We start from the raw sequence: 23,136 nt of genomic DNA, 5'->3' as shown, positions 1-23,136 counted from the left end.
GCTGAACACGGTTGCCGTTTCTGCTTTTGCCGCCAGGCCCCGACTGAAAACTCAGCGCGCCGCCTGCGTGGACTTCCTGAGCTTCGCCACTTCCTCCACGCTCACCGTCGGCGCGCCGTTGTTCCACCCGGCCCGCACGAAGGTCAGCACGTCGGCGATCTGCTGGTCGTTGAGCACCGGCGCGTACTTCGGCATCGGATACGCCGCCGGAATTCCGCCGATCACCAGATCCGCGGTCCCGTTCAACGTCACGTTGATCAACGACGACGGATCCTTCTCCAGCACATTCGGATTACCGGCGAGCGGCGCTAGCAGCGGCGCGAAGCCGCGTCCGTCGACGCCGTGACAGTGCATGCAATACGCCGTGTAGACGCGCGCCCCGGCATTGTCCGCCGGACGGCCCAACGACACTTTGGTCGCCTGCGGATCGTACGAGTAGGACGGTCCGCCGTTGCCGCCCACCGGCGGGAGCGATTTCAGGTAAGTCGTCATCGCGGCGATGTCGCTGTCGTTCATGCCCTGCGTGCTGTTGTTGATCACGCTGGTCATCGCGCCGAAAGCGGACGCGTGGCGGTTCGCGCCGGTCTTCAGGAACGCCTGCAGATCCTGATCGTTCCAGCGTCCGAGCCCGACGTTATGTTCGCCGGTCAGGTTCGACGCGAACCAGCCGTCGAGCAGACCACCGGCCAGGAACGCGCTGCCGCTCTCGTCGAGCGCCTTCTCCTGGAACGCGATGCCGCGCGGGGTATGACACGAGCCGCAATGCCCGAGGCCCTGGATGATATAAGCGCCACGATTCCACGCCACGTCCTTGCCCGACTTGTCCTGGTAGACGCCCTTCTCGAGGAACACCATGTTCCAGAACTTCAACGGCCAGCGCATGTTCATCGGCCATTTGATGTCCGGCTCGCGATTGGCCTGCTGAACCGGCGCCACGCCGCTCATGAAGTACGCGTACAGCGCCTTCATGTCGTCGTCGTTGACCTTCGCGTACGACGGATACGGCATCGCGGGATACAGGTTGTGCCCGTCTTTCGCGATGCCTTCGCGCATCGCGCGCGCGAAGTCCGTTTCCGAATACGCGCCGATGCCGGTCTGCTGGTCGGGCGTAATGTTGGTGGTGTAGATCTGGCCCATCGGCGTGTTCATCGGCAGGCCGCCGGCGAACGGTTTGCCCTTCGGCGCGGTATGGCAGGCGACGCAATCGCCGAGTTTCGCCAGATACGCGCCGCGTTGCACCAGCGCCTGGTCGGCGGCGTGCACGGGCGTTTGAGCCAGAAACGGCAAGGCCACGGAAAGCGCGGCACCCAAACCCTTCAGTGTTTTTTTCATGATCGGGCTCCGGTCAGGCGGTCTGGGAAGCAGTCTGCAACTGGCTGCCGACCGGCAATTGCCGCAGCCGCTTGCCGGTGGCCGCGAAAATCGCGTTGGTGAGCGCCGGCGCGAGCGCCGCCGTGCCGGGTTCGCCGATACCGCCGGGCGCCTCGCTGCTCTTCACGATATGCACGTCGATGGGGGGCGTCTGGTCGATCCGCAGCATCCGGTAGTCGGTGAAGTTGTTCTGCTCGACGCGGCCGTCCTTGATCGTGATCTCGCTGTACAACGCCGCCGTGATGCCGAAGATGATGCCGCCTTGCACCTGCGCTTCGATGGTGTTCGGATTCACCACCATCCCGCAATCGACCGCGCACACCACCCGCTTGACCGCCACCTCGCCCTTATCGACCGCGACGTCCACGACGATCGCGAAGAAGCTGCCGAACGCGTGCATGACCGACACGCCGCGCCCTTGTCCCTTCGGCACCGTGCTGCCCCAGTTCGCCGCCTGCGTGGCGGTGTTGAGCACGTTCAGCGCGCGCGGCGTCTTGCCCAGCAGATCCTGACGGTATTTGACCGGATCGACCTTGGCCTGCGCCGCGAGTTCGTCGATGAAACTTTCCACCACGAAGGTGCCGCGCGTCGGACCCACGCCGCGCCAGAACGCGGTGGGCACCGCGTGCGGTTCCTGGCGCACGTAATCGATCAACTGGTTCGGCAGGTCGTACGGCAGGTCCGACGCGACTTCCACCGCGTCCGGGTCGAGCCCGTTCTTGAAGGCGGGCGGCGCGAAGCGCGCCATCACCGACGAACCGACGATGCGATGCTGCCAGGCGATCGGCTTGCCGTTGCCGTCGAGACCCGCGGAAATCCTGTCGTAGTAATACGGCCGGTACATGTCGTGCTGAATGTCTTCTTCGCGGGTCCACAGCACCTTGACCGGCGTCGACACCTGTTTGCCGATCTTCACCGCCTGCGTGACCATGTCGAACTCGAGCCGCCGCCCGAAGCCGCCGCCGATCAGATGGTTATGCACGACGATCTTCTCGGGCGGCAAGCCGGTTTCCTTCACCGCGGCATCCACCACCCGCGTGGGCACCTGCGAGCCGAGCCAGATATCGCAGCCGTCCGCGCGCACGTGCACCGTGCAGTTGATCGGCTCCATCGTCGCGTGGGCGAGAAACGGTTGCTGGTACACCGCGTCGACGCGCGTCTTCGCATTCGAGAACGCCTGGTTCACGTCGCCGTCTTTACGTGCGACCGCGCCGTTGCGCTGCGAAGCGGCGGCGAGGTCGTCGACGATCTGCTTCATGCCGATCTTCGCGCCCGCGCCTTCGTTCCATGTGATAACGAGCGCCTGCAGACCGCGTTTCGCGGCCCACGTGTGGTCGCCGATGACCGCGACCGCGTTGTCGATCTTCACGATCTGACGCACGCCCGGAATCTTCTTCGCGTTGCTGTCGTCGACGCTCGCGAGCGTGCCACCGAACACCGGACAGTTGGCGATTGCCGCATACACCATGTCCGGCACGCGCACGTCCAGACCGAACATGGCGGTGCCGTCCACCTTCTCCGGCGAATCGAGCCGGCGCGCGGCGGTGCCGATCAGCTTGAAATCTTTCGGGTCTTTCAGTTTGACGTCTTGCGGCGCGGGCAGCTTCGCCGCCGCGCTCACCAGTTGACCGTAGCCGATGCTGCGATTGCTCGCCGCGTGAACGACCTGGCCCGCCTGCGCGTGACAACTGGCCGGATCGACCTGCCACTGCTGGGCCGCCGCGCCGATCAGCACCATGCGGGCCGCGGCGCCGGCTTTGCGCATCGGTTCCCACGCATAGCGGATCGACGTCGAACCGCCGGTGAGTTGCCCGCCGAGCAGCGGGTCCATGAAGAGCTTCTGGTTGGGCGGCGCGTGATCGACCGTGACCGAGTCGAGCGGCACTTCGAGTTCTTCGGCGATCAACATTGGAATGGACGTATAGACGCCCTGGCCCATCTCGACTTTCGGAATGACCAGCGTGACCTTGCCGGCCGTGTCGATCTGAATGAACGCGTTCGGGGCGAACACGCCGTCTTGCGGCGCTTCGTTGCCGTCGCCGCCGATGACCGACGCGCCTGGCTTCTGACCCTGGCTTGCCGCCGGCACGCTGAAACCGAGCAGCAGTCCACCACCGGTTGCCGCGCCCACCGTTACGCCGAATTTGAGGAACGTACGGCGGCTCACGCCACCTTTACCTCTACCCTGACCGCCATTTTGTGCATCAAGCAATCCCTGGGACATGTCAGGCCCCCTTCGCGGCTTGCTTGATCGCGGCACGTACGCGGTTGTACGTGCCGCAGCGACAGATGTTGCCCGCCATGGCGGCGTCGATGTCGAGATCGGTAGGGTTTGGATTGCTTGCGAGCAGGGACGCGGCCGACATCACCTGGCCGGACTGACAGTAGCCGCACTGCACCACGTCGAGTTGCCGCCATGCCTGCTGCACCTTCTGCCCGGCGGGTGTCGCGCCGACGGCTTCGATCGTGGTGATCTTTTTGTCGCCGACGGCGGCAGCCGGCAGCACGCACGAGCGCACTGCGACGCCGTCCAGATGCACGGTGCAGGCGCCGCATTGTGCAATGCCGCAGCCGAACTTGGTACCGGTCAGGCCGACGAGGTCGCGCAGGACCCAAAGCAACGGCATGTCGGGCGGCGCGTCGACGGAATGGGTCTCGCCGTTGATGGTGAAAGTGGTCATGAGCGGCTCCGGGTGGGGATTTTATTGTGGGTCTGAGCGTGCCAGACCGGCAGATTGTAGCCGCGTAAAAAGAACTTCGCCGCTTGCCCCGGGCGCGATTTTGTTAGCATGGTTGCGGCCCGAAATCCGCCCGATGCTCATCTCTCGAGGAGACACACCATGAACGACGCTCAAAGCATTCAATTCCTGAACGACATTCGCCGGCCGCTGCTCGCGCTGCACAAGGCGATACTCGACCACGAACGCGCGGCGTATGAAAAGGAATTCGGTCCGGTGACCCCGGCGGCTTTTCTTCAGGTGTTGATCAACGGCTCGGGATTTCGCTGGCTCACGCCGCTCTCCACGGTGATCGCGAATGTCGATGAGACGCTCGACGACAAGGAAGCCGAGACCACCGACCGGGTCGCCGCGGTCGAAGCCGTCAGCGGACTCTTTTCGGCGGATCAACCGAACAACGCATTTTTGCCGCGCTATCTGCCGTTGTTGCAGGCGGACCCTGCGATCCTGCATCAGCATGGGCAGGTGTCGCAGTTGCTGCGGAGCATTCAGGCGAAGTGAGCAGGTAGAGGTCGAGAACCGCCTTGGCTCCCGAATTGCCTCACCTTTGAATTCGACGTGTATTGCGTGACTAGCCGATGACGAGTCGGCGAAGTACACAGCGAACGTCTGTCGATTACCAGGCTTCTGAACTGCAGCGGACACGAAAACCGCTTATTTCAAGCGGATTCGTTCGGATTGGGTAAGAGTGGAGCGCGAGGCTTTCAATCGTATTCGCGATGCCGGCGAACCAACACGCGACTTGCCTGGGTTTGCTGACTAAAACAAGGGTGAGCTTTTGCGGGAGAGCGCGCCGATGTCTGCGTGGATGCTTCCCCCGACACCGGCGCGCTTCACACGACACGCTTCACACGCCACATTCACACGCCACGCTTCAACGCAAGGCTTTCACCGCGTCGGCCGTCACGTCGGACGGCTGCCCGCCATAACTCGCGCGCAGATAGTTGGCCAGTTGCGCGAGCTCCGCGTCGTTCAGTTGCGTAGCGAACCCCGGCATCGCCTGCATCCGTTCGAGACCGGGGAAATCCTGTGCGGCGAGACCGTCGAGCATCGCCACGATCAGGTTATGCGGATCGCTCTGGCGCAGCGTCGAGTTGCCCATCATCGGCACCGCGACGTGCGGTTTGCCCTCGCCGCTCGCACCGTGACACCCCGCGCACACCGCCACGTACAGATTACGGCCGGCTTCGAGCTGCGCCGCGTCGGCGGCGTTTGCCTGCAACGGCTGCTGCGTAGGCAAACGCTGCGGCGCGGGCGGCGCGTCGCCGAGCAGATAGGTCGACATCGCGCGCAAATCGTCGTGCGTCAGATACTGGCTGCTCAGATGCACCACCGGGTACATTTCGCCGAAAGCCGAGCCTTGTGGCGCGATGCCGGTTGCGAAGAAGGTCTGCAGATCGGCCGCATTCCAGCCGCGCGCCGCGAGACCTTCCGGCGTGATATCCGGCGCGGCGATACGGCTCAACGCCGAGCCGGTCAGCGGCTTCGCGCTGTCGAGCTGGCCGAACTTGCCGCGTGGCGTATGGCATTCCGCGCAATGGCCGAGCGCGTTCGCGAGATAGCGGCCGCGCTGCCAGTCGGCCGAGGGTGTGCTCGAGGTCTGCTGGTTCGACGCGTCCGGCAACGCGTCTTTCAGGAACATCCAGTTCCAGAAGCGCACGCCGAAACGCAGGTTGTACGGGAACGACAGCTCCGGCTCACGATTGGGCACCGCGGCCGGCTTTTGCGCCATCAGGTACCGATAGATCTCATCGCTGTCGGCGCGGGTCAGTTGCCGGTACGACGTGTACGGCATCGCCGGGTACAGGGTTTTGCCCCGGGCGACGCCGTCGTGCAGCGCGTCGTACAGATCGTCCGCGCTCCAGTCGCCAATGCCGTGCTGCTTGTCCGGCGTGATGTTGGTGCCGTAGAACGTGCCGAACGGCGATGCCAGTTTCACGCCACCGGCGAGCGGCGCACCGTCGGGCGCCGTGTGGCAGGCGGCGCAATCCGCCGCCTTCACCAGATATCGCCCGCGTGCGAGCGGATCGGCGGCGCTGGATTGCGGGCCCTGAGCGGCGGGCGCAATCAGCGCGGCGGCAGGGGCGTCATGCCGGCTGCACGCGCCGAGCAGGCTCAACGCACTCGCAGTGGCGAGCGCACCGACTGCCAGGCGAGCGCGTCGCAAGTTGACCGGTCGGCGCATCATGCCGCTTCCCTGACGAGGCCAGGCGTCGTCAATACGACCTCTTTCACGGCTTCGTAATAGCGCACGTAGCCCGTGCAGCGGCAGATATGCGCGTTCAACGCCTCGGTGATGGTGCTCTCCACCTCGCCGCGGGCAATGGGTTGCCGCTTCAGCCGTTCGATCAGCACGGTGGCCGCGTTCACGAAACCCGGCGTGCAGTAGCCGCACTGGAAACTGAAGTGCTCGAGAAACTTCTGCTGGATCGGCGACGTTTCGACGACCTCGCCCGCTTCGTTGCGCTTCGCGTGGCCTTCGATCGTGCGGATGCTTTTGCCGTGAAAGAAATTTGCCCCGGTGATGCAGGTGCGTACTTCCTCGCTGGTGCCGTCCGGCTTGTCGACGATGACCACGCACGCGTGGCAGATGCCCTGCCCGCAGCCCAGACGCGAGCCGGTCAGATGCAGGTACTCGTGCAGGTAGTCGATCATCATCAGACCCACGGGCACCTCGGTCGGGCCGACGATCTTGCCGTTCACTTCGATCGACAAAGGCAGTGTGCGGAAATGCGTGAGCGGCCGCTCGCTGACGGCGGGAGCGGCGGCGTTGGCGTTGGCGTTGGCGTTGGCGTTGGCGTTGGCGTTGGCGTTGGCGTTGGCTTCCACGCCGCCGGCGGTTTGATTGGGGGCCGTCATGCGAGCACCTCCTGAATACGTTGCGGGGTCACCGGCAGATCGGTGAAGCGATGCCCGATTGCGTGTGCGATGCCATTCACGATGGCGCCGACCACCGGAATCATCACCACTTCGGCGATTCCCTTCGGCGGATCGGTTTCGGTGAGCGGCGGCAGCACTTCCCCGGTCTGGGTCCAGACGGCGACATCCGTCGCGCGCGGCAGGTGGTAGCGGTTGAAGTTCCACGTACCGTCGCCCGGACCGTCCTCGTAAAGCGGCAGATATTCGTGCAACGCGTGACCGATGCCCATCGCGAGCCCGCCCTGCAATTGCCCCGACACCAGTTGCGGAGATATCTGATTACCGCATTCCATGATCGAGTGATGCGCGAGCAACGCGATTTCACCGCTCGCTTCATGCACCGACAGTTCGACCAGCGTGCCCACCGCGCTGTAGTACGTCACGGCCGCGTTGTTACGCTGCACGGGCGGAATCGCCACGCGCTGACGGTCGAGCACGTGGTAGCCGTTAGGCGTGCGCTGCAGCGCCTTCTGGGCAGCGGACGCGTTGTTGCCGTAGCGCACCGCGAGACCGTCGAGCGGCAAGCGCTGCACGTTGCCGGCGATCTCGTAGTCCGCTTCCGTCCACTGCCAGCGGTTGAACACGTGCACCGTCGCGCCGGTGACCAGCCCCAGTTCGTGAGCGTGTTTCGCGAGACGTTCGAACGGCAGCGCTTCGAGGCCCGCTGCGGAGAGCTTGCCGTCGACCCAGCGCGCGTCCTCGATCCGCACGACCAGCGGCGCGGACTGACCGCCGCCCGTGCCCTGACTCCACAACGCGAGCGCGGCCGGCCACAAGCCGTGCGTGAACAGCACACGCGCCGCTTCACGCGTGCTGTGCGTGAAGTAGTAAGCCGAATTCGTCGCGCTCGACGGCGACGCATAGCCCGGCGACCAGCGCGGATTCGCCGCGAGCTTGTCCTGCTCCGCCTGCGACATCATGTACGGATCGCCGCTCGTGACGACCGGCAGATCGGGCCAGTCGGTGATGGCCACGTGCACGTCGGTGGCCGGCATGCCGAGCCACTTCGCCACCGCGACGGCTTGCGACGTCGACACGCCGGTGCCGATTTCGGCTGCCGTATGCTGCAGGCTGATCTTGCCCTCGGCGCTGAACTCGACTTTCGCAAACGAGGTTTCCGCGCCGGTGCCGAAATCCTTCTGCACGCACGCGAAGCCGACGCCATAGCGCTTGCCCGGATGCGCGGCTTCGAACTCGGCTTTGCGCTTCGCGCGGTTCGTCCACAGTGGATGCAGCCTGGCTTTCTGCAACACCTCGTCGACGCGGATAGCACCGGCAGGCACCGCGCCCTGGGTGTTTTTCATGCCCGAGCGCAGCGCGTTTTTCAGCCGGAAGTCGATGGGTTCGAGCTTCAGTTCGGCCGCGATCTCGTCGATCATCATCTCGGTCGCGGCCATGCTCTGCAGCGTGCCGTAGCCGCGCGCCGAACCCGCGTCGATCGCGCGCGACGCCAGCGCGACCGCCGAGAGGTCGTTCTTCGGGAAGTAATAGATGGATTGCGCGGCGGTGGCGCCCACCATCGCGACGGACGGCGAGAAATTGCAACGCCCGCCGCCGTTCGCTTCCATCTCGGCCTTGAACGATTGCAGCAGACCGGTCTTTCTGTCCACCGCGATGCGGTAGTTCATCCTGAACGCGTGGCGCTTCAACGAGGTCTGGAACTGCTCGTAGCGGTCGTTGGCGAGACGCACCGGACGGCCGTCCGCGTACATCGCGCAGACGAGGCCGTAAAACGGCACGTTGAAGTGATCCTTCGACCCGTAGCCCACCGTGTAGCACGGGTGAATGAACAGATGCTTCACCGGGAACGCGCATTTCGCGACCATTTCGGCGGCGCTGTCGCCGACTTCGGACGGCGCCTGCGTCGGCACGACCATGTGCAGCGATTGCGTCGCGGCGTCGTACCAGCTATTGACGTTGTCGGGTTCGAGCGCGGCGGTGTCGATGGACTGTGTGTTGTACTCGCGCGCCATGACCAGCCAGTCCGGCGAAGGCCGATCCAGTTCCTGCTGGATCTGCGCGGCATGGAACATGCCCTGCTCGTCGAGCTTGCCGTGCTCGACGCCGTCCGGCCACACCGGCTGATGCTTGCGCATCATGCTGGGAAACACCGGCGCGTCTTTCAGACTGGAAAACGTGTCGTCGTCGTACGGCGTTTTGCCGCCGACGCGAACGAAGCGGAACGTGCCCCACGGATCGCGTTCGAGCGGACCGGTCGGCGCGCCGTAGCGAATCACCTGCGGCTGGAATTGCAGCGCGTCTTTGGCGAAACGGAAACGCGCGAAATCGTGATAGATGAGAATCGCCACGGCATGGCCCAGATAGGCCGGCGTCTTGCCGACCGGCAGCAACATGTCCTCGCCGTAGAACGCGGGAAACGCGAGCGCGTCGCGTTGCAAATCTTCGGCGGTGACGATGCGGTCGGGCTTCAGGTCCTCGCCTAGCAACCCGAGATCGAAACCTTCATAGGGACGGTCGGCCTGGGTCGTGCGCAGGATGAACGCGTGCGACTGCTGTGGCGGCCAGTGCGGCATGTCGCTGCTACGAATATCGCGCGCAAACACTTTCGAGCCGGTCACTTTGGCGATACCGTCGATGCGGAATTTCGCCTCGCCATGCCTCGCGTCCCACTGTACCGGCGTCAGAATCTTTTCTTCGAACAACGCAGCGAAGGCGCGGCTGCCGATCGGCGCAATCGTCACCGACACACCCGCCAGCACGCTGGCCTTCAGAAAACTGCGACGCGAAAGGTCGAGTTTCCCCATGGACTTCTCCTCTTCGATAACACGGCGACCGGCGGGCTGAAACGACGAGGGGGATGAATCGCGGAATGTCCTCGCTGAGCCACCGGGTGACAAGCGCAAGGGGCGGGATTATCGCGTTGATTCGCTCGGAGATGCGTCAAATTTTGTCCGCTATTACGTAAATAACGGATCGGGTATGGCACTTAATCGCGGACAAGTTCGTTTTTCAGACTTGTCTCACACAGCATTAGGAAATGGACGATAGGTCGACGCGCGTAAAGAAAATATTCTTACGCCTTCCTTGAAGTTCGGGGATACGACAATTCATCAATTCATTTTTTAATTTCGCCGGCTTTTAACAGCAGGCGAATCAAGTCGAGGTTCACGTGGATTCACTCAGTTCCGCCAACCGATTCATGAGCGGGTTTTTCTTCGGCACGCTGATCGCGGCCGTCATCATGGTGCTGCTGTCCAATGCCGGCGAGTTTTCACCCTTCATGGCGAAGCTGCACGCGTTCGAACAGATCATCGTGACCGTGCTGATTGCCATCGTTATCGTGGATGCGAAACCGCTCGCCTATAAAACGGTCTGGCGCGAGCGCCGCTGCAGTTTCATTCTCGACGAAGATCTGAGCGCGACATTACGCGGGCGGACTTATGGCATTCCGGCCGGCGTGATTGTCGGCATTCTTTTTCAGAACTACGTGATGAACTGAAGGCCATTCAGGCTCACTGCAGTTCAACGAAATCGCGGCGGCGCAGTCAGAACTTATGCCGGATCGCAGCGCGCACCACGACCTGCTTCGACGTGGATGAAGGCGACTGCGTGCCGGGTGTGAACGCGTCGTCGAGAATGGAATAGGTGGAGTCGCCGCTAACCTGTTGATACTCGCCTTGAATGTACAGGTCGGTGCGTTTCGATAGATTGTAGTCGGCCATCAGACCAAACGAGTGGATTTTTGGCTTCACCCCGCCATTCGATGCGTCGTAGGTTTCCATCGTGTACACGTACTGCGCGCCGACGAACAGCATCGGCGAAATCTGGTACTTGCCGTTCACTTCGAAGTTCTGAAATTTGAGCGAGTTCAACAGCACGCCCGGCGGCAGCAGCGGCACCAGCGGCGCCACGCCGGGATAGCCGGTGCTGGTGGGGTCGAGATAGTTCGAGTTGGTGTAGACGAACCCTGCCGACGCGGGGCCGATGGTGTAGTTGATGCCGCCGCCGAATACGCGCATGCGTGCCGCGACGAAGGTCGCGTCGTTGGCCGCGATGGCGCCGTTGTTGCCCATGCCGGGGTTGTCGGCCTGCAGGTAGGCGGCGGACACCAGTACTCCGCTATACGTGTACTGGCCGCCGACGCTATAGGCACGGTTGTTCGCAAAGCCGGTGTCGTTGCTGAAGCTGTAAGTTCCGCCGAACTGGAATCCCGACAGGGACGGACTCGTGTATTTGACCGTGTTGTCGAGGCGGAACGAATTGTCGGTGTTGTCGTTGTCGTACGGGTGCGAGAACAGCGTGCCGGCCCATGAGCCGTTGGCGGTGGTCTGAGCCAGATAGTCGACCACCGAATCGTACTGGCGGCCGAAGGTCAACGAGCCGTAGTTCTGGGCGCTTAGCCCGGCGAAGGCCTGGCGGCCGAATAGTCTGCCGCCCTGATTCAACCGGCCGGAGCCGACGTCGAAGCCGTTTTCGAGCTGGAAGATGGCCTTTAGTCCGCCGCCGAGTTCCTCGGCGCCTTTGAGGCCCCAGCGGCTGCCTTGCGCGTCGCCGCTCGCCAGTTCGTAGACGTGGCCGCGGCCGGCATTGTTCGTGTAATTGATGCCTTCATCCAGTACGCCGTACAGCGTGACGCTCGTCTGTGCCCAGGCGGGCGCGCCTGGAACGACACCCAGAGCGACAGAGACAGCCAGCGCGAACACTTGCCTGTTCATGAAGATCTCCGTGCACTCGAGTGATGGGACGACTCGATCCAACCGCTTTGGTGTGACACGATTCGAAGCCCTTTGGGCTGCCCGTTGCGCGTCGAAGAAATCCTCACACGCCGTTAGACAGCCGTCCATTGGCGAGCGAACCGCGCCCCTGATTTGTTGCAAATTCTCCACTCGGGGCGCTGTCCCTTTTTTGACGGCGTTCAATCAGGTAGGCGATAAGGGCCGCGCCCGGTTTGGGCTGCGCTGACTTTGGGTGGCATTAAGAGAGACGTCGCAGGCGCACGGGAGCGCGCGGGATTGTCACGCAAAGAAATATAATCGCGGATTTTTCGCCGCGCGGCGGTGGAACTCGACACCCGCCACCGGGTCATTTTTACAGGTCGCGAATGCAGGGCGGTCGCAGTGCTGGTTTGGGTACGGCGATTGCCTGTGCCAGAGAGCTTCCGGCTGGTTTTTGCCCTCTGCGGTACCGTAGCCCACAACCGCTTGACCTTGCTCGATCCTATTTTCAAAAGCCGGACGTCACGCCTGCTGCGCTGAACACAGCGCGCCGCGACATCTGGCTGATCCTGGCGCTAACCATGCAAACGTCATCTTCACGTCTGGTCGAACTCGACTTTTTCCGCGGACTCGTGCTGCTGATCATCGTCGTCGATCACATCGGCGGCAGCATTCTGTCCCGCGTCACGCTGCACGCCTACGCGTTGTGCGATGCCGCCGAAGTCTTCGTCTTCCTGGGGGGCTTTGCCACCGCCACCGCGTATGCGGCACTGGCCGAACGCCGCAACGAAGCCATTGCGCGCAGCCGCTTCGTGCGCCGCTCGTTCGAAATCTATCGCGCGTTTCTCGTCACCGCCGCTCTCATGCTGCTCGTGAGCGCCGTGCTCACCGCCTTCAGCATCGACGGGCCGAACCTCGCCACCACCGATCTCGACGATCTGATGAGCGCGCCCGTCGCCGCGCTGCGCGACATCCTGCTGTTCCGCCGTCAGCCCTATCTCGCGTCCGTCCTGCCGATGTACGCCTTCTTCGCGCTGCTGGTCCCGATGATTTTGCCGCTCGCGCGCAGCAAGCCCTGGCTGCTGCTGGCCGGCAGCGTCGCACTGTGGGCTGGCGCGCCGGCGATCGACGCCTACCTGCCCGCCGCGCCCGACATGCATTGGGACTTCAATCCGTTCGCGTGGCAGTTGCTGTTCGTGGTCGGGGTGCTGGCGCGCTGCCAGCCGGTCTATGAGCGCATCAGCACGCACCGGCTGGGCTGGACGGTCAGCGTGGCGGCCTTCGCGGTGGTGGCCGCGGCGGCGTACTACAAGCTCTTTATCGAGCGGGAACCGCTCGACGGCAGCCTCAAGCAGAATCTCTCCTACTTGCGTGCGGTCAATTTTCTGGCAATCGCCTGGCTCGTCGCCAAGCTGATCGAACTCGGCTGGGCGAAGAAACTCGCGCAGTGGCTGCCGTGGGTCGGCGTGATCGGCCGCAAGGGGCTGCTGTGTTTTATCGCCGGCGCGGTGATTTCGCTGGTGGTCGACTCGCTGCTGTATGCGGCGACCGACGGCTATCTGAACTATCCGCTCGGGCTCGTCGCCGATGCCGTCGCCGTGGGTGCGCTGTTGGGCGTCGCGCTCGTGGCGACGCCGCTCAAAAAGCTCGCCACGCGGGTTTATGCAATGCGTCTGCGAACCTCGGCCTCGACCTCGACCTCGACCTCGACCTTGCCCTGAGAACATCGCGCAACGTCGCGCCGCGCGGGCAGCGCTCGCGGCGTTGCGCGTGCAACTATTGCACCAGATCGGTCCACAACACCATCAACACGGTCATCAGCGCTGGGCCGATAAAGAGCCCGAGCAACCCGAACGTCTCCGCCCCGCCGAGAATGCCGAACAGCACGAGCAGGAACGGCAGTCGCGTCGAATTGCCGATCAACACCGGCCGCACGAAATGCTCGGCGACGAACACCACGATCGCGCCGAACACCGCCAGCCCGATGGCACTCGCCACCGACCCTTGCGCGAACAGCCACAGAGCGGCGAGCCCGAAAGTCAGCGGCGCGCAGAACGGCAGCATTGCGGCAATCGCGGTGATGACGGCCAGCAGCGCAACGTGCGGCAATCCGGTAACCGCATAGGCAACGCCCATCAGCGCGCCTTCGCCGAGTCCCACCACCACCAGACCCGACACCGTGCCACGCACGGCAGCGGCCATGCGTTCGAGCAGTTGCGCACCGTCCTCGCCGAAACCGCGCCGCACGCCGGTCACCAGCGACGCCGACAGGCGCGGCCCCGCCTGAAAAATCACAAACAGCGTGACCAGCATGAAGGCGAACACCATCACTGCATGCACGGCGCGTGCGCCGAAGTGCCGGCCGAGCGCCATCACCGTCGTGCTATGCAGGCTCTTCATCGCGGCCGAGCCGCGCAACGGTTGCGCAAGATTGGCTTGCCACCAGGCCGTGACCTGCTGCACGCCGAACGGCAGACGCTGAACGAAGTCCGGCATGGGAATGCCGTTCTCCTGCACGGTCTTGAACCACTCGGTCAGGTCGTGCGCTTCACCCAGCGCCTGAGCGATGCCGATGCCGACCGGCAGCACCACCAGCAGCGCGATAGCCAGCGTGAGCACCACCGCGATCAGCGTCGTGCGGCCAGTGAACCAGCGCTGCCCTTCCACCTTGCGCAGAAGCGGCCACAAGGCAATCGCGATCACACCGGCCCAGCCCACCACGGCAATGAAGTCGCGCACCACCCACAGGGCCAGCAACACGAGCCCGACGTAGAGCAGGAGCGACGCCGTTTTCTGTTTCTTGAGCCGGTCCGACGATTCCGGCGACAGGGGTGAAGCGGGTGAAGCGGATGAAGCAGGTGGACGTGAATTCATGAGAACCCGGAAGGTATTTGGACGATGTGCGCGAGCCGACCGAAAAACAACAAACCCGCTAAACTGGCTGTGCCCGTTCGCCATGGTCGTGCTCGAGTCTCGTCACATCATAAAGGAAGCGTCGGCGCGTCTTGCAAACCCCCGTTTCACTCTGCCCAACGTCGTCTCGCTGCGAACAACACTGCGTTGCAAAAATCATTGCTATCGCAAGTACCTATTGAAAATAGCCCGCAAAGCCCCGTTCTTTGGTCAATGAGTGAAAGTAAAGCGTAATTGTTGCTAATCGGAGAACAGTGTTTCAACGGTGGCACAATGGCTATCCGGCGCGCAGGGGCATACATTCGGCAGACCACACTACGGAGCCGATGATGATGACCTTAGAGTCCATCCCCCTTGACGGTACCCACCCTGTCCGCATCGAGATCCTTGAGCAATCCGACACCACGCTCGTGATTCGCTGGGTCGAGCCAGGGCGATGTCATTACGGGGAACAGCGTTGGCGACGACGCTCGGCACATACCTCCGGAACCTGCGCAGTCTCCCGTCGCAAAATCCGCCGCGGCGACGCGGTCTTCAAACCGGCCGAACGGCCCGCCCCTCTGAATGCTTCCGCCATGATCTGCGCCGAAATTCTCGGCGCGCTGACCGCCGAAGTCTGAATTTCCTGCCCCGAATCACCTGTTTCGACCTGTTTTGCCCTGTTTTACCGATGCGCGCGCCGAGCCTGGCGCGTCGCTTCGAAGCGGTTCAGCCTGCTTGTCCCGACTCCTCATTCCTTCCGCACGCAGTCGACAACCGTCGACGATCAAACGTCGCTCATCACCGAATCCCCCTGATTGCAGCCCTTCGTCCGGTGCGTTAAGGTGGTCCCCGTTGCGCCTCGCCACACCTGCGCGCCCAGGCCACGCCCGAGCCACTGCGCGCGCCAGGCTGTCGGGCTACCGGGCCGCCGCACCGCTTCCCAGCCACCGCGCCGCACTTCGCGGCACCGTTCGAGGGTTCACCATGGCAGAAGATACGCCGGACACCCGCGCCGCTTTGGCGTCGCCCGTTCCCCTAGTCGCTCCCCAGCAATTCGCGCTGGACGTCCTGCTCGAGAAATACGCGAAAGGCGACGAACAATCGGTCGACGACATCTACGAGCGCGTGGCCCGCGGCGTCGCCCAGGCCGAACCGGAAGCGCTGCGTGAGTCCGTGCAGGCGCTGTTCGCCGACAACCTGCGCAACGGCGCGCTAGGCGCCGGCCGGATCATGAGCGCGGCCGGCACCGGTATCGCCGCCACGTTGATCAACTGTTTCGTGCAACCGGTCGGCGACGCGATTCAGGGCGTCGACGATCAGGGTCTGCCCGGCATTTACGTCGCGCTGCTGCAAGCGGCCGAAACCATGCGCCGCGGCGGCGGCGTCGGCTACAACTTCTCCGCGATCCGGCCCAAGGGCGCGCGCGTTCACACCACCAGTTCGTCGGCATCGGGACCGTGCAGTTATATGGATGTGTTCGACGCGTCCTGCCGGACCGTCGAAAGCGCCGGCTCACGACGCGGCGCGCAAATGGCCGTGCTCGACTGCGATCATCCGGATCTGCTGGAATTCATCGAGGCCAAGCATTCGAAAGGCCGCTGGAACAATTTCAACGTGTCGGTGGGCGTGACCGACGCCTTCATGCGCGCCGTGGAAGAAGATCAACCCTGGCCGCTCGTGCATCGCGCCGAACCGTCGCCCGCACTGCGCGCAGCGGGCGACGTGCGGCAACGCGAAGACGGCCTGTGGGTGTACAGCGAACGCCCCGCCCGCGAAATCTGGGAGCGCATCATGCGCTCCACGTACGACGTCGCGGAACCCGGCATCGTCTTCATCTCGCGGATGAACACCGACAACAATCTGCGCGCCGTCGAAACCATCCGCGCGACCAATCCGTGCGGCGAGCAACCGTTGCCCGCGTACGGCTGCTGCAATCTCGGCCCGCTCAACCTGACGCGTTTCGTAATCGACCCGTTCGCGCAGATAAAAGGCCGCAAGCCGTCGTTCGACTGGGACGGTCTCGCGCGACGCACCCGCACGCAGGTGCGCTTCCTCGACGACGTACTCGATGTCACGTTGTGGCCGCTGCCGCAGCAGTACGACGAGTCGCGCGCGAAGCGGCGCATCGGCGTGGGCTTTACGGGTCTCGGCGACACGCTCGTGATGCTCGGTCTGCGCTACGACTCGCAGGCCGGCCGCGACTTCGCGGTGCGGATCGCGCAACTGATGCGCGACGAAGCGTATCGCGCGTCCGTGGAACTGGCGCGCGAGCGCGGCGCGTTTCCGCTATTCGACGCGACACGCTATCTGGAAGCGGGCACCTTCGCGTCGCGCCTGCCGGACGACATTCAGGCGGCGATCCGCCGCGACGGTATTCGCAACAGCCATCTGCTGTCCATCGCGCCGACCGGCACGGTCAGCCTCGCGTTCGCCGACAACGCGTCGAACGGAATCGAGCCTGCCTTCTCGTGGACCTATACGCGTATGAAGGTGATGGCCGACGGCGGCCGCGAATCGTTCGAGGTCGAAGACTACGCGTACCGTCTCTATCGCGAACTGGGCGGCGACGTAAAAGCGCTGCCGGACTACTTCGTGAGCGCGTTGCAGATGTCCGCGCGCGATCACCTGGACATGATGGCCGCCGTGCAGCCCTACGTCGACACATCCATCTCGAAGACGGTGAACGTGCCGGCCGACTATCCGTTCGAAGCCTTCGAAAGCCTTTACTTCGATGCGTGGAAAAGCGGCCTCAAGGGACTCGCCACCTATCGCCCGAACGAAACGCTCGGCGCGGTGCTGAGTGTCAGTCCACCGCCCGCGCAGGCGCTCGCGGAAGATACGCTGGCCGAGATCGATCTCGATCCGCTGCGGATCGCCATCGATCATCGTCCGAAAGGCGAGTTGCCGGCGATCATCGAGAAGGTCGAATATCTCACGCAGGCCGGCAAGAAATCGCTTTACGTCGCGGCTTCGTTCATCGAAGTAACGGGACGCCTGGGCGGCGAAGAAGTCACGATCGAACGTCCTATCGAGTTCTTCATTCCGACCGGTCAGCGCGACGAGTCGCAGCAGTGGATTACGGCGACCATGCGTTCGCTGTCGCTGGCCGCTCGCGGCGGATTCGTCGCGCGCAATCTGCAGGACATGCGCAAGGTGTCGTGGGATCGCGGCCAGGTGAGGCTCGGTGAAGTACAACGGCTGGACGGTCATCGCACGCCGCGCTGGCACGATTCGGAAGTGGCCGCGCTCGCGTTTGCGATCCAGCAGATTCTGCATCGGCGTGGCTTTCTGGATGCCGAAGGCAATCAGGTGCCCTCCCGCTTGCTCGGTCGTTTGCCGCGCGGTCAGATGAAAGCGGAAACGCCGTTGTCGGCGGACTTCGGTATCCGTCCACATCCGGGCGAGGAAGAACCGGCGGCGCTGACGCAACCCATCGGTTCGCAGGGACTGCACACGATGCTCGGCAGAAAGTGCGGATCGTGCGGCGCGAATGCGGTGATTCGCAAGGACGGTTGCGATTTTTGCACCGCGTGCGGGGAAGTGGGGGCGTGCGGATAAGCGCCCGGCACTCAGAAGCAAGGCATGTGACCCGTCGTCGGCGCGCGTGACCGGCGCGCCAGACGACGCTATTCATCGCCCTTCAAATCGGCGTCAACACCGCCTCACCCGCGAAATGCCGCTGCGCGTTCGCCAGAAAATTATCGACCGATCCGGTGAACGCTTCCGGCGAGCGGCCGGCCACGTGCGGCGTCAGCACCACGTTGCGCAGCGCCAGCAGCGCCTGAGGCGGCTTCGGCTCGCCTTCGTAGACATCGAGCGCCGCGCCGGCCACCTTGCCCGTGGTGAGCGCCTCTGCCAGTGCAGCGGTATCTACGACGCTGCCGCGCGACACGTTCACCACGAAGCCCTGCGGTCCCAACGCCTCGAGTACCGCGGCATCGATCAGATGACGCGTGCCCGCGCCGCCCGGTGTCGCCACCACCAGAAAGTCGCTCCATTGCGCGAGTCCCAGCACGGTGTCGAAATACCGATGCGGCGAGCCCTCGCGCGGCTTGCGGTTGTGATAGCCAATCGCCAGATCGAAACCTTCGCCCCGCCGCGCCACCTTCTCGCCGATATTGCCGAGGCCGATGATGCCCAGCCGTTTGCCGGAGACGTTCGGCCCCATCGGCAGCGCATCGCGCCAGACGCCCGCGCGGGTCGCCTGATCGAGTTGCACGACGTCGCGCACGACCGCGAGCAGCAACGCAAACGCATGATCGGCCACGCAATGATCGTTGGTGCCCGAGCCGTTGACCAGCACGATGCCGCGCTCGCGAGCGCGGTCCAGCGCGAGGTTTTCATAACCGGCACCGAGCGCGCTGACGAACTCGAGTTGCGGCAACCGGTCGATGTCGGCGGCGCTCAGACCGGTCGTGCCGTTGGTGAGTACAGCGCGAACCTTGTCGCCGTGTTGACCGATCGCCGCATCGCATTGCGCGGAGTCGGGCGCGTAGATCACGTCGAAAGCCGCTCCGATACTCGCAAGATGGCTGTCGCCCAAAGGAATCAGAACCAGCAGGGTTGGCTTTGTGTTCATGGTGTCGATTATTCCGGCGTAAGCAGAAGAGATGGCAGCGGATGAGTGTATCAAGCGTCATTGCAAGCCGTCAGCCCTGCTGAGCCTGACGGGCATGTAAGCCGTGCCGCGCGCAGTGTACGACTCAAGTCCGGGCGTCCACGGCCGATAACTTCATGGTCGGCCCACCCGCAACGACCACCTTGCGTTTCGATTTCAAACGGATTTTTCGACCGTCCCCCAAGGCGGCTAGAATAGCCGGACTTTCGACCACGAGAACCTCATGCTGGACATTCTCCCGCCCGGCTCCACGCCCGCCAACGACGACTCCGAGATGTTCGACCTCGCGCCCGTCTCGCTCTGGCTGGAAGATTTCAGCGGCGTGCGCAGCCTGTTCGAAACATGGCGCAGCGACGGCGTCACCGACCTGCGCGCGCACTTCGCCGATCATCCCGAACTCGTCGCCCAATGCGCGCATAGCATTCGCGTCATCAAGGTCAATCGGAAAACCCTCACGCAGTTCGAGGCCGCGGACTTCGAGGCATTGACCGGCAATCTTCAGTCGGTGTTTCGCGACGACATGCTGAAGACCCATCTCGAAGAGCTTTGCCAGCTATGGGCCGGCGAAGCGCATTTCACCAGCCAGACCGTCAACTACACGCTTGGCGGCCGGCGGCTCGACGTGCTGCTCAAAGGCGCGGTGCTGCCGGGCCATGAGCGCGACTGGGACCGCGTGCTGGTGTCCGTCGAAGACATCACCGAACTCGAAGCCGCGCGGCATCGCATGACGCTGGCCGAGCAATACGTGCGCGGCTTGTTCGAACACTCGCCGGTGTCGCTGTGGGTGGAAGACTTTAGCGCGGTCAAACGGCTGCTCGACGACGCGCGTGCGGCGGGCATCGTCGATTTCCGCGTGTTCACCGACGTGCATCCCGAGTTCGTCGAACGCTGCATGCAGGAAATTCACGTGCTCGACGTGAACCAGCACACGCTCGACATGTTCGCGGCAAAAGACAAGAAGACCTTGCTCGCGCGTCTGGTCGACGTGTTTCGCGACGACATGCGCGCGCACTTCCGCGAGCAGTTGATCGATCTGTGGGAAAGCAAGCTGTTCCAGCAACGCGAAGTCATCAACTATTCGCTCGACGGCAGCGAGGTGCACGTTCACCTGCAATTCTCCGTGCTGCCCGGTCACGAGAAGAACTGGGACCTCGTGCTGGTGGCGCTCACCGACATCACCGCGCGCAAAAAGGCGGAAGCGTACCTGGAGTTTCTCGGCAAGCACGACGTGCTGACCAAGCTGCGCAACCGCTCGTTCTACGTCGACGAACTGAACCGTCTCGAGCGCAAGGGACCGTGGCCGGTCACCATCATCATGGCCGATCTGAACGGCCTCAAGCCGGTCAACGACCAACTCGGTCACGCCGCCGGCGACGCGCTGCTGCGGCGCGCCGGCGAGGTGCTCGCGAAGGCCATGGAAGCGCCGTTCCAGGCCGCGCGCATCGGCGGCGACGAGTTCGCTGTTCTGATGCCCGACACCGACGAGCGCGGCGGCGCGGCCATGATCGAGGCGATCCGCCAGCTGGTGGAAATGAACAATCAGTTCTATCCGGGCTCGCCGCTGAGTTTTTCGATGGGAATGGCGACCTGCCAGCGCGGCGAGCGGCTCGAAGCAGGCGTGCAGCGTGCCGATCTGCTGATGTACGAGGAGAAACGCGCGCACTACGCCAATCTGCCGGCGCCGGATGCCTCGGGCAAATGAGGCCTCGGCCGGGTGATCCGATCTAGCCTATCGCGACCGGCACGCCCGGCCTTGCAGGGAAGCGCAACTCGAAGCGCACCACGCCCGGCACCGGACACAGCACCCGTGCCGTGCCGCCGTGCAGATGCATGATGGCCGTGACGATAGCGAGCCCCAGTCCGCTCGATTCGGTAAACGCGCTGCGCGACGCGTCGCCGCGATAGAAACGATCGAACAGACGGTGCAACTGCTCCTGCGGAATCGGTGCGCCGTCGTTTTCCACCACCACCGTCGCGCCCTCTTCGTCCTGCCGCCCGCTCAATCGCACCACCGTATCGTCCGCGCCATAGCGCACGGCATTGACGACCAGATTGTTGATTGCACGCCGGCATAGCAGCGAATTCGCCGACACGATTCCGTTGGCGTCGACGCTGAAGCGCATGCCGCGCTCGTCGGCGAGACCCTCGAAATAGTCGGCGATCTTCACGAGTTCGCCATGCAGTTCCACCGGTTCGCGTTCGATGGAAAGCGCCGCATGGTCCGCGTTCGCGAGAAACAGGATGTTCTCCGCGATATGGCTCAAGCGGTTCAATTCTTCCAGGTTCGATTCGAGCAGTTGCTGATACTCGTCCGGCTCGCGCGGTTGCGCGAGCGTGACCTGAGTCTGGCCGATCAACACGCCGACTGGCGTACGGATTTCATGCGCGAGATCGGCGGAAAACTGCGAGAGCCGCTGATACCCGTCCGCGAGCCGGTCGAGCATCGCATTGAACGCGTGCGTGAGCCGTTGCAACTCCTGCGGCGCGGCTTCGCTGTCGAGGCGCACCGACAGACTCGCCGGGCTGATCTGCGCGGCCCGTGCGGCGATCTCGTGCACCGGACGCAACGCGCGCCGCAACACGTAGTAAGCGAGCAGCGTTGCCGCGAGCATGCCGATCAGCGTGGCCAGCAAAATGCGGTTGCGATACGCGGCCAGCATCTGCACTTCCTGCGTCATCGGGTGTCCCGCGATCACCTCGACTTCGGCGCCGTCTTCCCGCGCGCGGGCAGTGGCGATGGCCCAGTGCACCGGCACGCCGTTGGGCAAACGGGTCTGCTGGATATCGGCCAGCGTCGGCAAATGCCCGACGCCACCCGTTTGCAGCGCAGGCACGCTCGTACCACCAGGGTTCACGTCGACGAACGGCGCCTCGCCGGGACGCCGGAACAGCAACACGTCCGCCTCCGCGCCGAGCATCGTTTCGAACAGCAGCGGCCGGTTCTTCAATTCGCTGACCGAATACAGGTCGCTGATAATCCGGCTGAAATGCTCGACGCGTCCGGTCAACACCACGTCCGCGCGGTGCTGCAGGGACTTTTCGGCGGAATGATAGAAATACGCGCCGAGCGTGCCGATCACCACGCAGGCGATCGCGGCGAACGACGCCGTGGTGCGTACCGTCAACGAACGACCGCGCCAGCGTTTCATGAGCCGTCGCCGAACGTGTAGCCGATACTGCGCACGGTGTGGATCAGCTTCTTCTCGAACGGATGATCGACTTTCGCGCGCAGGCGTTTGATCGCGACATCGACCACATTGGTGTCGCTGTCGAAATTCATGTCCCACACTTCGGAGGCGATCTGCGTGCGCGACAGTGCTTCGCCCTGACGGCGCACCAGCAGATGCAACAGCATGAATTCCTTGTTGGTGAGCGGAATCTCCATGCCTTCGCGAGTGACCTTGCGGCGCAGCACGTCGAGTTTGAGATCGGCGATCTCGAACACGTCGCTCTCACGCATCACACCCCGGCGCAATAGCGTGCGGATTCGCAGCACCAGTTCCGTGAACGAGAACGGCTTGACCAGATAGTCGTCCGCGCCGAGTTCGAGACCGCGAATGCGGTCGCTCACGTGATCGCGCGCGGTCAGGAAAATGACCGGCAGATCGCGCCGCGCGCGCAGTGCACGCATGATTTCCCAACCGTCGATGCCCGGCAGCATCACGTCCAGCACCACCAGGTCGTAGGGATTTTCGAGCGCCATGTGCAGCCCGTCCGTGCCGGTGCGCGCGAGGTCGACCGCATAGCCGCTCTCGCGCAGACCTTTTTTAAGGTAGTCGCCGGTCTTCGGGTCGTCTTCGATGACGAGGATGCTCATGCGTGGGCACTGGAGAGGAATAGAAACTGTCGGTCATTCTACGTGGCCGAAGCACCGCATTAATGACGTTTTTGTCATTCGCCTGTCACCCGGCGGCCAGCG

General features: G+C 63.7%; 17 protein-coding genes. 6 read left to right on the top strand and 11 right to left on the bottom strand.

What is annotated here, in order from left to right:
- Positions 1-51 precede the first annotated feature (51 nt).
- Genes FQ746_RS06285 through FQ746_RS06275 form a run of 3 tightly spaced genes read right to left on the bottom strand, consistent with a single transcriptional unit; the run spans position 52 to position 4,052 of the window.
- Positions 52-1,332, bottom strand: a complete 1,281-nt coding sequence (locus tag FQ746_RS06285; protein ID WP_144108066.1) for a cytochrome c — start codon at positions 1,330-1,332, stop codon at positions 52-54.
- Between the two features lie 13 nt (positions 1,333-1,345).
- Positions 1,346-3,595 carry a xanthine dehydrogenase family protein molybdopterin-binding subunit gene (locus FQ746_RS06280; protein ID WP_144108065.1) on the bottom strand — a complete coding sequence of 750 codons (2,250 nt, stop codon included), beginning with the start codon at positions 3,593-3,595 and terminating at the stop codon, positions 1,346-1,348.
- Position 3,596: 1 nt separating this feature from the next.
- Positions 3,597-4,052, bottom strand: coding sequence for a (2Fe-2S)-binding protein (locus FQ746_RS06275; RefSeq protein ID WP_144108064.1), 456 nt, complete (start codon positions 4,050-4,052; stop codon positions 3,597-3,599).
- Between the two features lie 159 nt (positions 4,053-4,211).
- Between FQ746_RS06275 and FQ746_RS06270 the strand changes: the two genes are divergently transcribed.
- Positions 4,212-4,610: a hypothetical protein gene (locus FQ746_RS06270; RefSeq protein ID WP_144108063.1), complete on the top strand. Its 399-nt coding sequence runs from the start codon at positions 4,212-4,214 to the stop codon at positions 4,608-4,610.
- 373 nt (positions 4,611-4,983) lie between these two features.
- Here the strand turns inward: FQ746_RS06270 and FQ746_RS06265 are convergent, their stop codons facing one another.
- Genes FQ746_RS06265 through FQ746_RS06255 form a run of 3 tightly spaced genes read right to left on the bottom strand, consistent with a single transcriptional unit; the run spans position 4,984 to position 9,793 of the window.
- Positions 4,984-6,294 (bottom strand): cytochrome c, encoded by a 1,311-nt coding sequence (locus FQ746_RS06265; RefSeq protein WP_144108107.1) that lies wholly within the window; start codon positions 6,292-6,294, stop codon positions 4,984-4,986.
- Entirely contained in the window at positions 6,294-6,968 is a 675-nt protein-coding gene (locus tag FQ746_RS06260; protein ID WP_144108062.1) for a (2Fe-2S)-binding protein, read from the bottom strand. Before FQ746_RS06260 ends, FQ746_RS06265 begins: the two co-directional genes overlap by 1 nt.
- Complete coding sequence (locus FQ746_RS06255) at positions 6,965-9,793, bottom strand: xanthine dehydrogenase family protein molybdopterin-binding subunit (protein ID WP_144108061.1); 2,829 nt, start codon at positions 9,791-9,793, stop codon at positions 6,965-6,967. The genes FQ746_RS06260 and FQ746_RS06255 overlap by 4 nt, the downstream gene beginning before the upstream one ends.
- A 365-nt stretch (positions 9,794-10,158) precedes the next feature.
- Here FQ746_RS06255 and FQ746_RS06250 point away from each other — a divergent pair, with 365 nt between their 5' ends.
- A complete protein-coding gene (locus FQ746_RS06250) occupies positions 10,159-10,488 on the top strand; it encodes a hypothetical protein (protein WP_144108060.1) in 330 nt (109 codons plus the stop codon).
- A gap of 46 nt (positions 10,489-10,534) precedes the next feature.
- Here the strand turns inward: FQ746_RS06250 and FQ746_RS06245 are convergent, their stop codons facing one another.
- A complete protein-coding gene (locus FQ746_RS06245) occupies positions 10,535-11,704 on the bottom strand; it encodes a porin (RefSeq protein WP_144108059.1) in 1,170 nt (389 codons plus the stop codon).
- Between the two features lie 581 nt (positions 11,705-12,285).
- Between FQ746_RS06245 and FQ746_RS06240 the strand changes: the two genes are divergently transcribed.
- Positions 12,286-13,425 (top strand): OpgC domain-containing protein, encoded by a 1,140-nt coding sequence (locus FQ746_RS06240; protein WP_144108058.1) that lies wholly within the window; start codon positions 12,286-12,288, stop codon positions 13,423-13,425.
- Between the two features lie 55 nt (positions 13,426-13,480).
- Here the strand turns inward: FQ746_RS06240 and FQ746_RS06235 are convergent, their stop codons facing one another.
- Complete coding sequence (locus FQ746_RS06235) at positions 13,481-14,578, bottom strand: AI-2E family transporter (RefSeq protein WP_144108057.1); 1,098 nt, start codon at positions 14,576-14,578, stop codon at positions 13,481-13,483.
- A 371-nt stretch (positions 14,579-14,949) separates the two neighbouring features.
- Between FQ746_RS06235 and FQ746_RS06230 the strand changes: the two genes are divergently transcribed.
- Positions 14,950-15,237: a DUF3331 domain-containing protein gene (locus FQ746_RS06230; protein ID WP_144108106.1), complete on the top strand. Its 288-nt coding sequence runs from the start codon at positions 14,950-14,952 to the stop codon at positions 15,235-15,237.
- A gap of 346 nt (positions 15,238-15,583) precedes the next feature.
- Complete coding sequence (locus tag FQ746_RS06225; RefSeq protein ID WP_144108056.1) at positions 15,584-18,157, top strand: adenosylcobalamin-dependent ribonucleoside-diphosphate reductase; 2,574 nt, start codon at positions 15,584-15,586, stop codon at positions 18,155-18,157.
- Positions 18,158-18,239: 82 nt separating this feature from the next.
- On the opposite strand, the gene FQ746_RS06220 is transcribed toward FQ746_RS06225, so the two are convergent.
- Positions 18,240-19,178: a 2-hydroxyacid dehydrogenase gene (locus tag FQ746_RS06220; RefSeq protein ID WP_144108055.1), complete on the bottom strand. Its 939-nt coding sequence runs from the start codon at positions 19,176-19,178 to the stop codon at positions 18,240-18,242.
- A gap of 262 nt (positions 19,179-19,440) precedes the next feature.
- Here FQ746_RS06220 and FQ746_RS06215 point away from each other — a divergent pair, with 262 nt between their 5' ends.
- A complete protein-coding gene (locus FQ746_RS06215) occupies positions 19,441-20,919 on the top strand; it encodes a diguanylate cyclase domain-containing protein (protein WP_144108054.1) in 1,479 nt (492 codons plus the stop codon).
- A 22-nt stretch (positions 20,920-20,941) separates the two neighbouring features.
- Here FQ746_RS06215 and FQ746_RS06210 read toward each other — a convergent pair whose 3' ends face one another.
- Both FQ746_RS06210 and FQ746_RS06205 read right to left on the bottom strand, forming a co-directional pair.
- Entirely contained in the window at positions 20,942-22,366 is a 1,425-nt protein-coding gene (locus FQ746_RS06210) for a heavy metal sensor histidine kinase (RefSeq protein WP_144108053.1), read from the bottom strand.
- Positions 22,363-23,034 carry a heavy metal response regulator transcription factor gene (locus tag FQ746_RS06205; RefSeq protein ID WP_144108052.1) on the bottom strand — a complete coding sequence of 224 codons (672 nt, stop codon included), beginning with the start codon at positions 23,032-23,034 and terminating at the stop codon, positions 22,363-22,365. Before FQ746_RS06205 ends, FQ746_RS06210 begins: the two co-directional genes overlap by 4 nt.
- Positions 23,035-23,136 lie beyond the last annotated feature (102 nt).

The organism is Paraburkholderia sp. BCC1886 (genome assembly GCF_900996245.1).
In the GTDB taxonomy this organism is placed as follows: domain Bacteria; phylum Pseudomonadota; class Gammaproteobacteria; order Burkholderiales; family Burkholderiaceae; genus Paraburkholderia.
Note: the sequence above shows the minus strand (reverse complement) of the source record. Positions and strands in the feature narration are given on the sequence as shown.